This window comes from Peptoniphilaceae bacterium AMB_02, assembly GCA_036321625.1.
In the GTDB taxonomy this organism is placed as follows: domain Bacteria; phylum Bacillota; class Clostridia; order Tissierellales; family Peptoniphilaceae; genus Microaceticoccus; species Microaceticoccus formicicus.
This window is the reverse complement of sequence record CP143259.1, coordinates 1,974,463-1,986,968: the sequence shown is the minus strand read 5'-3', so window position 1 is coordinate 1,986,968 and position 12,506 is coordinate 1,974,463. Positions and strand designations below refer to the sequence as shown.

At 32.5% G+C, this 12,506-nt stretch carries 10 protein-coding genes; 7 read left to right on the top strand and 3 right to left on the bottom strand.

Features of this window, described 5'->3' with window-relative positions; translation table 11 throughout:
• Positions 1 to 19 precede the first annotated feature (19 nt).
• The gene (locus VZL98_09475; GenBank protein WVH62920.1) at positions 20 to 1,453 is read left to right on the top strand and encodes an amino acid carrier protein; all 1,434 of its coding nucleotides are present in this window, start codon (positions 20 to 22) and stop codon (positions 1,451 to 1,453) included.
• A 1,135-nt stretch (positions 1,454 to 2,588) separates the two neighbouring features.
• Here VZL98_09475 and VZL98_09470 read toward each other — a convergent pair.
• Both VZL98_09470 and VZL98_09465 read right to left on the bottom strand, forming a co-directional pair.
• Positions 2,589 to 3,914, bottom strand: a complete 1,326-nt coding sequence (locus tag VZL98_09470; GenBank protein ID WVH62919.1) for a sodium-dependent transporter — start codon at positions 3,912 to 3,914, stop codon at positions 2,589 to 2,591.
• 184 nt (positions 3,915 to 4,098) lie between these two features.
• Positions 4,099 to 5,481, bottom strand: a complete 1,383-nt coding sequence (locus VZL98_09465) for a tryptophanase (protein ID WVH62918.1) — start codon at positions 5,479 to 5,481, stop codon at positions 4,099 to 4,101.
• Positions 5,482 to 5,925: 444 nt separating this feature from the next.
• Here VZL98_09465 and VZL98_09460 point away from each other — a divergent pair, with 444 nt between their 5' ends.
• The 4 genes from VZL98_09460 to VZL98_09445 all read left to right on the top strand — a co-directional run bounded on the left by VZL98_09460 (position 5,926) and on the right by VZL98_09445 (position 10,314).
• Positions 5,926 to 7,146: an MFS transporter gene (locus VZL98_09460; protein WVH62917.1), complete on the top strand. Its 1,221-nt coding sequence runs from the start codon at positions 5,926 to 5,928 to the stop codon at positions 7,144 to 7,146.
• 241 nt (positions 7,147 to 7,387) lie between these two features.
• A complete protein-coding gene (locus tag VZL98_09455) occupies positions 7,388 to 8,098 on the top strand; it encodes a LytTR family DNA-binding domain-containing protein (protein WVH62916.1) in 711 nt (236 codons plus the stop codon).
• The gene (locus VZL98_09450; protein WVH62915.1) at positions 8,077 to 9,336 is read left to right on the top strand and encodes a GHKL domain-containing protein; all 1,260 of its coding nucleotides are present in this window, start codon (positions 8,077 to 8,079) and stop codon (positions 9,334 to 9,336) included. The genes VZL98_09455 and VZL98_09450 overlap by 22 nt, the downstream gene beginning before the upstream one ends.
• Positions 9,337 to 10,143: 807 nt before the next feature.
• Positions 10,144 to 10,314 (top strand): hypothetical protein, encoded by a 171-nt coding sequence (locus VZL98_09445; GenBank protein WVH62914.1) that lies wholly within the window; start codon positions 10,144 to 10,146, stop codon positions 10,312 to 10,314.
• A 241-nt stretch (positions 10,315 to 10,555) separates the two neighbouring features.
• Here the strand turns inward: VZL98_09445 and VZL98_09440 are convergent, their stop codons facing one another.
• Positions 10,556 to 10,696, bottom strand: a complete 141-nt coding sequence (locus VZL98_09440; protein WVH62913.1) for a hypothetical protein — start codon at positions 10,694 to 10,696, stop codon at positions 10,556 to 10,558.
• Positions 10,697 to 11,483: 787 nt separating this feature from the next.
• Between VZL98_09440 and VZL98_09435 the strand changes: the two genes are divergently transcribed.
• Positions 11,484 to 12,092 carry a hypothetical protein gene (locus VZL98_09435; GenBank protein ID WVH62912.1) on the top strand — a complete coding sequence of 203 codons (609 nt, stop codon included), beginning with the start codon at positions 11,484 to 11,486 and terminating at the stop codon, positions 12,090 to 12,092.
• Between the two features lie 2 nt (positions 12,093 to 12,094).
• The gene (locus tag VZL98_09430) at positions 12,095 to 12,391 is read left to right on the top strand and encodes a hypothetical protein (GenBank protein WVH62911.1); all 297 of its coding nucleotides are present in this window, start codon (positions 12,095 to 12,097) and stop codon (positions 12,389 to 12,391) included.
• Positions 12,392 to 12,506: the final 115 nt, after the last annotated feature.

The following is a 12,506-nucleotide window of genomic DNA, read 5'->3' as shown; positions in this document are numbered from 1 at the left end:
AGAAAAAAGGAGGAGACAAATGGATTTTTTCGTTAAGCTTGCCAATTGGTTATGGGGACCACCGATACTTATTCTAATAGTTGGTGGAGGCTTAATAATTTCGCTAAGAACAGGATTCTTTCAAATTCGATACCTTCCATTTATTCTAAAAGAGACTTTTGGCAAAATGTTCTCTAAGGAAACGGAAGGAGAAGGAACTGTATCAGCTTTCCAGGCTATGACAACAGCCCTTGCTTCATCTATAGGAGCTGCAAATATCGTAGTTGTTCCTACGATAATATTTGCGGCAGGACCCGGAGCGGTATTTTGGATGTGGGTCGCAGCAATAGTAGGACAGGCAACTAAGTTTGGAGAGGTAGCATTGGGTATCAAGTACAGAAAGACAAATAAGGACGGAGACTTTGTAGGAGGTGCTTGTTACTATCTAAAAGAGGGAATAGGAGGAAATTTAGGAAAGATAATAGGAGCATTTACAGCTTTCTTCTTTATGATTGAAATTTTCCCTTCAATTACTCTTCAGACTCTATCTGCAGCTGGTGCAATCGAAATGATGGGTTCATCATTCGGAATGGCAAATACGGGATTAATAAAGACTATTGCTATTATAGCCATTTTTATACTGACATCCCTTGTTGTTCACGGTGGAGTTAAAGCCATAGGAGAAGTTACAGAAAAATTGGTGCCTTTTATGGCAGTTATATACTTAGTTTTCGGTGCTATTATTCTTGCTATGAATTTTAGCGCAATTCCGGGAGCATTTAAAATGATAATTGTAGGTGCATTTAATCCGAAGGCTGTTGTTGGAGGAGTTGGAGGAGCAACTCTTAAGGCAATTATTCAAAATGGTATTGCCAGAGGTGTTTATTCCAACGAAGCCGGCATGGGCTCTGCACCGTATGGACATGCAGCAGCAACCACTGATCATCCGGCCAGACAAGGACTTTGGGGATGTTTCGAAGTAATAGTAGATACTCTAATCGTATGTACAGTTTCTGCATTACTAGTACTTACTACAGGTGTATGGAATCCGGAAATGAGTGCAGCAGAGATGAAAGCAGTTTCACCTGTTGCAATTGAAAGAGTCTTCAATTCAAGCTTTGGTTCAATAGGATCGTTAGTTCTTTCAGTATGTCTATTCCTATTTGTAATGTCTACGATAATAGTTATAGCTTTTTATACTGATAAACTTGGAGAGTACTTATTCGGAACTAAGGCAGGAAATATTATTAGATGGTTGTCAACCTTTATGATAATCCTGGCTATCTTCTTAAGCTTCGACAATGCAGGGACTTTCTTGGATATAACACTAGGACTGGTAGTTATACCAAATATGATTGGACTTGTAATGATGAGTGGCCAAATAAAAGATCTTAAAAATGATTTCTTTAACAATCCTGAATTTTATCCAGGAGCAAAGAAATCCAAACTTAAAGGAGCACCAAGTAAAAATTAGACCATTGGTTTATAGAACATTAATTAGTTATTAGCGTCCCAACCTCTTAAAATAGTAAGGCAAACCCGATGTCGAATAATCGATATCGGGCTTGCTTTTTGTGTTAAATACATTCGTGAACTTAGAGTTCTGTTTTGGATTTCGGAATGTAGAGGAAATGTACACACTCCTATTTTTGAACTGTCGAATTCTAGCCAATCACTTCGTTCTTGGGAATTCTTTGCATGAAACCTATCATAATTTCGAAGTGCATCTCAATTGATTAGGTTGGAAAGGGAGCTGTCAGCTCCGCTGACTGAGGGAGAGACATACTAAGATGAATTCGAAGAATTCTACTGATATATTTAAACTATTCAACTCATCTGGGGAGCTGAAGGTAGCGACTTAGAGATGTCGCTTTTTTGCAAATCTCTCCCTCCGAGTTTGCTTCGCAAACCCACCTCCCTCGTCAGATGGAGGCTCTCAAAGACAATACTTAAACACCTACATTTGTACAATAGATTGTGTATATAAAGTTTAAACTTTTCTGGTCTTCTGGCTCCATCTTTTGGCAGTCGAATTCTAGCCAATCACTTCGTTCTTGGGAATTCTTTGCATGAAACCTATCATAATTTCGAAGTGCATCTCAATTGATTAGGTTGGAAAGGGAGCTGTCAACTCGGTTGACTGAGGGAGAGATATAAAAGAGGAATTTGAAAAATTCAACTTTTATATTTTGAAATCCTTTCACTTGGTATACTGAATGTAGCGACGTGAAGATGTCGCCTTTTATATTTCTCTCCCTCCGAGTCGCTTTTGCGACCCACCTCACAATTTTAGATGTGAAAAATTAGAGGTTTGAGGTTAGATTTTCAAGGTAGCGACGAAGAAATATCGCTTTTTTTTGAATCCATCTTTTGACAGTCGAATTCTAGCCAATCACTTCGTTCTTGGGAATTCTTTGCATAAAACCTACCTTAATTTCGAAGAGCATCTCAATTGGTTAGGTTGTTAACGGAGGCTATGTGATTGACAACTTTCCCCACACTTCCAAGTTTTATGTTCATTAATTAGTCGTCTTTAAGTATTAATAGTTACCAAAACAAAAAAGCTGTATCAGAAAGTATAAATTTCTGATACAGCTTTTAAAACTAAATTATCCTATTGAACCGACGAATAGTCCGATTATAAATACAAATGCTGTCAATCCACAGAATATATATTTACCCATAAACACAAAATTGTCTCCAAGTGGTTTGGATGCTCCAATAGAAGCTTGTTCTTTTGCAAAATCGTCTCCGTTTATCCAGAAGAATACGATTGATGCAAGTAGAGCGCCAAGTGGTATTAGGTAAATACTTACCATATCCATCCAATCACCTAATTTTCCACCGTCTTCTAGGAATACTCCAACTCCAAAGCCAAGAACTGCCATTATTACTACAGATACAAGTCTGGAAAGTTTGAAATAGGTTTGTAGGGTTTCTACGGCAGTTTCAAACAGGTTCATAAGTGAAGTAACTCCTGCGAAAAGTACTGCTACGAAGAAAATGATTGAGAATAATTGTCCTGCCGGCATTGCTTTAAATACTTGAGGCATAGTTATAAACATCAGTGGAGGTCCAGCTCCCGGTTCAAGATTAAATGCAAATACCGCCGGAATAATTACAAGTGCGGCTAACATAGCAGCAACAGTATCTAATAATGCAACTAATTTTGCACTGTATGGAATATCTTCTTTAGGTGACAGATACGATCCATAGGCGACAGTACCACTTCCCGCTAAGGATAGGGAGAAGAATGCTTGTCCAAGTGCAAATACCCAGGTCATTGGCTTAAGTAGTAATGACCAATCCGGTTTAAATAAGAATTCATAACCAGCGGCTGATCCTGGTAGGAAGAAAACTCTTACTGCTAAAACGATAAATAGTAAGAAGAATGCAGGCATCATAAATTTATTTACTTTTTCAATACCTGAAGATACACCTAGAAGCATTATTGCAAATGTAATAATAAGTCCAAGTACATGCCATACCAAACTTCCGTAAGGTCCTGCTATCATTCCGAAATACGCTCCGGAGTCTGCAGCTCCTGTCACAGCGCCCGTAAATGAACCAACTGTAAATCTAAGTATCCATCCAACTACTACTGCGTATCCAATTGCGATACCAACAGATCCCAGCACCGGTATTAAACCGATAATATGTCCGAAGCCCATTCCTTTCTTTTCGAAAGATTTTTTAAAGGCTCCCATTGGTCCACTTTGGTAAGCTCTACCAAGTGCCATCTCTTCAATTACTCCGGTATAACCTAAGATGATTACAAATAAGAAATATGGGATTAAGAATGCCGCTCCTCCATTTTTACCCGTCTTATACGGGAAGAGCCAGATATTTCCCATTCCTACCGCTGATCCAACACATGCCAGTATAAATCCTGTACGGCTATTCCAATGGTCACGGTTGTTTGTTTTATCTACCATTTTTCCACTCCTTTTCTATATTATTATTTTAAGTATATCATAAAAGATTACTTATTCAACCTATTTAAATCATTAAAGCATTAAATAAAAAATAATTGCTCCGAGAGAATACGAAACGTTTTCCTCAGAGTAAAAAAATATGATTTTAAAACCGAGAGTGGCATTGCCACTCTCGATCAGCTTTTTATTTTTTAGGTTCTAAGTGAGCTTGGAAGTGTCTTAAAATCGGTGGTTCCCAAGTGATTTTGTATCCAGGAACGTCTTTTGCATTTTCTTTTATCTTGATTAGTGCATCTACCATTATGTCGATATGAGCTTGTGTATAAACTCTTCTTGGTATTGCAAATCTTGTAAATTCAAATTCAGACTCTAATTGCTCACCTGTGTCAGGGTCATTACCAAGCATGTATGAACCGATGTCACAAGTTCTGATTCCAGCTTCAATATATAATTGAACTGCAAGTGCATGTCCCGGGAAATCATTGTATTTTAGATGAGGAAGTAGAGCTGCTGCATCTATAAATAGACCATGTCCACCAACAGGTGATTGATAAGCTATACCTGCTTCATCTAGTTTAGCTGCAAAGTACTCCATTTGACCAATTCTGTATTTTAAATAATCTTCGTCAATACCTTCGTAAAGACCAATTGATAATGCTTCAAGATCTCTTCCTGAAAGTCCACCATAAGTTACGAAACCTTCAAATGAAATGGTATTTCCTTTAACTTTTTGGTAAAGTTCTGCATTGTCTTTAATACCGATTAATCCACCCATGTTTACAATAGCATCTTTTTTAGCTGACATTGTAAATGAGTCACCATAGCTGAACATTTCTCTTACGATTTCTTTTATGCTCTTATCAGCATATCCTTCTTCTCTTTGCTTGATAAAGTAAGCATTTTCAGCAAATCTTGCAGCATCGATGTCTAGTGGAATATTGTATTTTCTACTAACTTCGTATACTTCTCTAAGGTTTTGTATAGAAACAGGTTGTCCACCTGCAGAGTTATTTGTAATAGTCATTACGATTAATGCTACATTTTCCGGACCATGCTCGTTGATTAATCTTTCAAGTTTTTCAACGTCCATATTTCCTTTGAAAGGAGCTCTCTTGCTAGGATCTTTAGCTTCAGCAACAACACAGTCAATTGCTCTTGCACCAGCGATTTCAACATGTGCTCTGGTTGTATCGAAGAACATATTTGAAATAGCAACTTTACCCGGACCCATCATAAGAGGGAATAGAACTTTTTCAGCAGCTCTTCCTTGATGTACAGGTTGAATAAATTCGTAACCGAAAATATCTTTACCGGCATCGACTAATTTATAGTATGATTTTGCTCCAGCGTAAGCTTCGTCACCTTCCATAACGCCTGCCCATTGTTTTGAAGACATTGCGTTTGTTCCACTATCTGTCAATAAGTCAATGTATACATCTTCGCCTCTAAGGTTAAACATATTGTAATTAGCTTCCTTAGCTTTTTCAATTCTCTCTTCTTTTGTAAGCATCTTGATTGTTTCTACCATTTTAATTCTGAATGGTTCCGGTACATATTTGTAACTCATGTAAATCCCTCCTAATTTTTATAATAAGGTTTTCATGATTTTATCATTACGATTAAATTTGATAAATCATAAAAAAGTAATAAATAATTCTTACATAATACAATTATATCAATCAGAAAAGCATGTGTCAATATAAAATTTAAACAAATTCACGAAAAATTAATAATAATTTCTCAAAAAAGAGTTATTAAATGATATAAATTATCATGAAAATGATTTCAAGCTCAGACTAAGTGCAGAATCGACGTCTTTTAGAATGTTTTAGAAAGATAGTTTAAAATTTACAAGCAATTTACGTATTTGATAAGTGCCTATAATTGAGTAATATGGTATAATAACAAATGATGTGGACACATATTATTTTAATGTCAATAAGTTCTTTGAGATTTCACACTACTCGACCTTTTGAAAACGATTATCTCAAAGAATAGATTGGAGGATTGTATGGGTAAATTGAACAAGAAAGAGTGGAGTTGGATACTCTACGACTGTGGTAACTCGGCGTATTCCATGGCTATCACTACCGCATTATTACCTGTTTACTTTGGGATGTTTAAAAGGGGACAGAGTATGGATTTGGGTTATTTTAACTCACTTGCCAGTATAATTGTTGCGGTTCTGAGTCCAATACTTGGGACAATAGCAGACTATAGGGGATATAAGAAGAAGTTCTTTACTGTCTTCTTCATGCTCGGAATTGTGGCAACGGGATCATTAGCACTAGTACCTTATGGTGTTTGGCAATTATTAGTATTTTTATACGTACTTTCAGCTATTGGTTTTTCCGGAGCAAATATTTTTTACGATGCTTTTTTAGTCGATGTTACTACTGAAGACAAGATGGACAGAGTATCGACAAGTGGTTTTGCATATGGTTATATTGCCAGTGTAATTCCTTTTGGGATATCACTTGCAGTTGTTTACTTAATGGGAATGGATAGATTTATAGGTTATCAGATAGGCTTTGTTGTAACTGCACTTTGGTGGGCATTATTTACAGTACCTATGCTAAAAAATGTAAATCAAATCTATGGGGTAGACATAGAACCGAAACCTGTAGTAAACAGTTTTAAAAGATTAATTGATACACTTTCAAATATTAGAAAGCATAAAGTTGTCTTTACATTTCTAATTGCATACTTCTTATACATAGATGGGGTAGATACGATTATCAGAATGGTAGTACCTTATTCTGAAACCGTACTAGGTGGAGACAGCTTAAGTATGTTCCTATTACTGGGTATACTTTTGATTATCCAAATTATTGCTTTCCCGGCAGCACTTATCTATGGAAAACTAAGTAATAAATATGGAACCAGATTTATGATAATAGTGGGAATTATAACCTATATTATCGGTGTAATTTTTGCATATTTTATAAGTTCCGTAACCCATATCTTTATATTGGGAGCTATGGTAGGATCTGCTCAAGGCGGTATCCAGGCATTATCAAGATCATACTTTGCAAAGATCATACCTAAAGAAAACGCAAATGAGTTCTTCGGATTCTACAATATATTTGGAAAATTTGCAGCTATCTTCGGACCACTTATAATGGCCTTGATAACAGACATTACAGGAGTAGCTAGATATTCCATCTTAGGAATCCTTCCATTATTCTTACTTGGACTATTTATAATATTGAGACTTCCGAAATTGGATTAGTCTAAAATACGATATCAATTTAGAATATTTTAAAATGTAGGACTATTTTATATTATTTAATAACATACTGGCTTAACATGTGAATAAATTTTTAAAGCTAAAATTAGTCTCATATAAAAAATAATATAGAATCATAAAGAAAGCATATCCCTAAACAGCATGCTTTCTTTTGTTGATAAAGACTAGAATTTATTTATGCTTGTATAAAAATTAAAACTAATAAACTTTAATGAGGTGAGATATGATTAGTGTAGCAATTTTAGATGATGACGTAAAAATAATTGAGGAGCTTCAAGAAATTATTGAGAATCATTTTAGAACCCGTTTTAAAATTAAAACATATAAGTCCTGCTTAGAATTAGATATTGCTAGAGATAAAGAAGAATTTGATATTTACTTCATAGACATAGAAATAGGTGCAGAAAATGGAGTAGACTATGCTGTAAAGATTAGAGAAACTAACGAAATTGCAGAAATTATATTCATTACATCGCATGAAAAGTATGCAGTATCTGGATATGATGCAAGGCCTATGGCCTATTTACTAAAACCTATAGATAATAAAAAGCTAAAGACTGTCCTAAATGAAATTATTAAAGATAGAGCTTCTGGAAAATCACTACTCGAAATAACTGTAGCTAATAAAAAACAAATTATAAAAATCGATCATATTCTATCAATAAAAAGGACAGGTCGGACATGCAGTATTACGACTAGGACTGATGAGTTTGAAGTTTATGATTCATTAAAAAATTTGAGAAGTAGATTAGATAATCAGCTCATTAGAGTAAGTGAATCCTCGTATATAAACCCTTTATATCTTACCCAAACAGATGAAATACACGGTCAAATTGTAGCGAGAATGATTAATGGAGAAAGTATCCCTTTTAGTAGAAGCGGATATCGAGACTTTAAATTTGCACTTTCAAAATGGAGTTTGAAGAAATTATGATGGACTTTTTGTTGTATCTATTTAATGAAACTATAAAATGCGTAGCCATTGTATTATTTTTTGAGTATTTCTTCGAAAGAAAAAATAAAAATATCACGCTCATAATATCGACCGTAATTATAATAATTTCCCAAACAATGGTCAGTAGTTTAAATATTGATTTGATGATGAATCATATTTTAATTACTCAGGCATTTTTCTTAATCGGACTAATTAACTACAAGCAAATGGATATAAAAAAATTTGCTTTCATTTTCTTTTTCATAGCTTTAACAGTTTTGATTTGGTTAGTAATCTATCAATTATCATTAAAACACATTGAAAATTATCAAGATTATTATATTCTGCCGATAATAATAAATTGTATTGTATTATTGTTAGCAATTTTAATGATTATGAGTTTTAAGCCGATTAAATTCAAAGATGTTAATAAAAAATATAGTCTATATTTTGTGGTATTTATTATGGTGACAATTATTTACTCAACTTCCAGTGAATTATTTTTAAAAAATATAAATTTTCAATTGCCAATTATTATAAATATGATGATGATAGTAAGTTCATTTATTTTTGCTTATAGGTCTATTTATGAACAAGCACTTAAAAAAAAGTATGAAATGGAAAGGAATGAACTTCAATTTAAAATTGAAGCAAAAAAAGAATATTATTCTATCGCTGAAAAACAAAATAGAGAAATCAATAGAATTAGGCATGATTTTAAAAATATGCTAATTGATATTAAGGATTCTGAACCTGAAGTTAAAGATAGATTAATTGGAAAAATAATAAGAGATTTAGAATCAGAAAGCATAAAGCTTTTCACAGAAAACAAATCAATAAATTACCTTTTAAATCAAAAGCTAGACTATTTAGACATCGATTCTAGTAATTTAAATATTTATTGCGACATACCACAAGAAATCCCAATGAACAAGGGAGATTTAACCGTTATAATTGGTAATCTTCTAGACAATGCGATTGAAGCTAATATGAGTTTAAAAAAGGATAACAGATTTTTAGATATAATGATTCGAAAAGAAGGACATGTACTTCAATGTAGAATGATAAATTCATATAAGTACAAAAATGTTGAATTAACAACAAATAAAAAAGACAGAAGCAAACACGGTTTTGGAATCGAAAGCGTTAAAAGTATTGTTGATTCTTACGAAGGATATATAGAATTTAGTCAAGACGAATTTTTTAAAGTCAAATTATCACTTCCAGTTTATTTATGAGTCTAGAATGTTATTTTTACAGAATGCAACAGAAAAATAGCAGATTGTGCAAGAATCTGATCATTTTAAATAATAGATGTTATAATCATTATTGATGGACAAAGTCTATATAATGGTTTATATCAATAAGCATGTGATGCCAACATCATAGGTAGTAATTTAAGAGAGTATGTGCTCTCTTTAACAAACACTAAATATAATATTAAAATAAAAAAAGAAGGAGGTATTATTGCTGAATAGTACGTTTATAAATAATAGACTATCTGAAAAACTATTGACTAATGTAATATTCTAACATAGACGTTAATTTCATAGTTGATTAGACTGATTAGATAATAGTGTGAATAGAATAGATAAAAAAGACTTCTATAAAATTTCTATATGCTCTTAATATATTGTTATTATTAATGTGTATGTGTAAATGTGTTCAATTTCTGCTGAATCTAAGATTTGGTATATATGTAGTACTTCTTAGTAAAAGTGAATTTGAAACTATGTTATGATTTACAAAAGCGATAAAAATTTCGAACTATCTCAGGAAAAATATAATTTTAAATATCCCTTAAAATTAATAGGCATAGCAATAACTTTAAAATGAAGCGTTCTTTTTGTTCTAGAGTTATTTTAGGAGATTAAACTATAAGCTTGATAGGTGTTGATGAACTGAAATTAATCAAATTTATTTGACGGTTATAGATATTTTACCATTATTATAGATAGAATAATATAAAATAGGAGGATTTAAATGAAAGTATTAATTAAGACAGCATCTTGGTTATAAGCATAGTGATAGCATAAGTAGTTATAATGCATAACACTGTAGTATATGCACAGGAAGCTAGTAGCGAAATAGAAATAAATAATATAGATAAGATTAATGAAATTAGTCATGACATTGAAGGACTTAAGGATGAAATAATTAATCTAAATGAAGTTGGGATGCAATTAAAAAACATCATATCTGCTGAGGATTCATAAGTCATATATTATAATAATGAAGATAAAAGAATAGAAGGGATGATACAAATTAAAGATGGCAAGTATATGATGCTAGAAGTATAAACTTTTATAATGGCGAATTCAAAGAAGGTTTTTACGAATTGAAAATTGAGAAAGACTGTACGTAAACCAAGGAAAATTCAAATCCCACATCTCTATTGATGATTATGACTCAGATACAACTATTATAACTAATTCAAAACCTAGCCTAAATACAAAACTATGTAACATTCTTACTTGGAATGATATGTTCAAGCATTACGGCAGTTTTTGCAGCAGTAGCAAGTGCAATTGGTGGTGGGTTTGCTGCTTTTGCTGTTGGAATAATTTCAGCAGCTGTATGGTGGATATCTATCATCAAAATCTTAGTGTTTTATAGTCAATAATATGGATTTAGACTGATAGAAATATCCAGCTTTAAGTTTTTAGTATATGTACAAATACTTAAATAAGAAGGGATCTTAAATTATTACAAAATGCAATGTAGGTGAAAAATGAAATCGAACGAAAATTTAGATACTTAAAAAATAACTTTTTTAACTGTTATAATAATTGCAATGTTTCCAGCTATATCTATTCCAATATTTAATGCCTTTTTTGCGAGAGGTGGTCTTAACGAGGTTTTTCTTATAAGTTCAGATGTAGGTATGGGAATCACAACTCCTGTTATTTACTACTTTGTAAATAACAAAAGATTTAAACCACTTACCATGGTGTGGATTTAGTACTTTCAACAATAGTAGGTGTAGGTGTTTCAATTTCTATAGAGTATATGGGTGTTTTATTGTTTAAAGTTATTCTATCTCGGATGATTGAAACTACATTTTATTTAAAACGGTTCTTTCTCAAAAAGTGTTAGTATAGGAATTAAGCACAAATTATAAATATCAGGCAGCGACAGCTGCCTAGTGTAAAAGCATTGTTAATATTTACTACGGGTATATAAAGTTTATTTAAGACGAATTTTTTACAGCCCAATTATCTATTCCGGTATTCTTATCAGCTTGAGTTTTTGCTCAATGATACGGAAGAATAGCAGATTAAGCATGAAACTATTATTTGGATATTTTGATGCTCTAATAAAAATAGATGACTAAAATCTAACTAAAGAAGCAAGTCGAGGGAAAATAGCATTAGGAGGGAATATAATGAAAAAAACTATAACTATTAAGATTGCTTTAGTAATGTTATTGATAATATGTTTCAACATCGTAACTACATCTGTTAATGCATCAGAAGTTGATGATTTAATTGTTGAGATAAAAGATCAGGATTACTATAACAACCTAATTAGTAACAATGAGGATTTGAAAAATAGAATTAAAGAATTAGAACATCATAATTTCATGATTGACCATAATGTAATGAACATAAAAGGTGTTGACTTTATCTATTATACTAATGATGATAATTCAACCGTAGGATTGATTCAAATTCATGAAGACTTGAGCTCTGAAATTAGGGTAAACTCTGTAGATTCTGTTCCAGAAACTATAGAATTTATAAAGGAAGATGGAAATAAAATGATTTTAGGTAAGGATAATGAAGGGGCATTTAATAATATTCTATATAGCTCACCAGAATACATTACTTACGGCTCTCCTTGGTGGTGTCCTTATTTGGTAGGATTAGTAGGAACATCGGTTAGTGCTTTATATACGAAAACCGCATTTCTAGTAGGTGGTCCTGTGGCTGCTGTAATAGTTGCTGGTGTATCAAGTGTAGGTTGGACTTATGTAACTAATCAATGTAAATAATGATGAAAAATAAAAAAATTTCTATAAAATCTTTATATGCATTAAATATATTAGTTCTACTAACATTTAGTATATCAATATATTTAATGTCTGCTAAACTTAAGTTTTGGTATGTGGCTTTAGTACTTTTAGTTCTGAGTGTATTTGAAACTAGGCTTTATTTTCAAAAGAGCAATAAAACTTTTCAACCTCTGCCTAATGAAATAGTAATTGATATTATTTTAAAATCAGTAGGATTAACAGTGGTCACGATTGGAAGCATTCTTTTAATTATCGCACTTTTTTTAAGAATAAGATAGAATTTACGCAAGCAGAATATTTACAGCTTTTCAGGTTTTTTAGCCAGTTCATATTATTGAATAGAAGATGTTAATTAAGATTATGTAACATGGATCTAATAACTAGAATTTGTTG

Coding starts and splice junctions, on each gene's coding strand:
- VZL98_09475 (WVH62920.1), top strand. CDS start 20: ATGGATTTTTTCGTTAAGCTTGCCAATTGGTTATGGGGACCACCGATA.
- VZL98_09470 (WVH62919.1), bottom strand. CDS start 3,914: ATGGTAGATAAAACAAACAACCGTGACCATTGGAATAGCCGTACAGGA.
- VZL98_09465 (WVH62918.1), bottom strand. CDS start 5,481: ATGAGTTACAAATATGTACCGGAACCATTCAGAATTAAAATGGTAGAA.
- VZL98_09460 (WVH62917.1), top strand. CDS start 5,926: ATGGGTAAATTGAACAAGAAAGAGTGGAGTTGGATACTCTACGACTGT.
- VZL98_09455 (WVH62916.1), top strand. CDS start 7,388: ATGATTAGTGTAGCAATTTTAGATGATGACGTAAAAATAATTGAGGAG.
- VZL98_09450 (WVH62915.1), top strand. CDS start 8,077: ATGGAGTTTGAAGAAATTATGATGGACTTTTTGTTGTATCTATTTAAT.
- VZL98_09445 (WVH62914.1), top strand. CDS start 10,144: ATGCATAACACTGTAGTATATGCACAGGAAGCTAGTAGCGAAATAGAA.
- VZL98_09435 (WVH62912.1), top strand. CDS start 11,484: ATGAAAAAAACTATAACTATTAAGATTGCTTTAGTAATGTTATTGATA.
- VZL98_09430 (WVH62911.1), top strand. CDS start 12,095: ATGAAAAATAAAAAAATTTCTATAAAATCTTTATATGCATTAAATATA.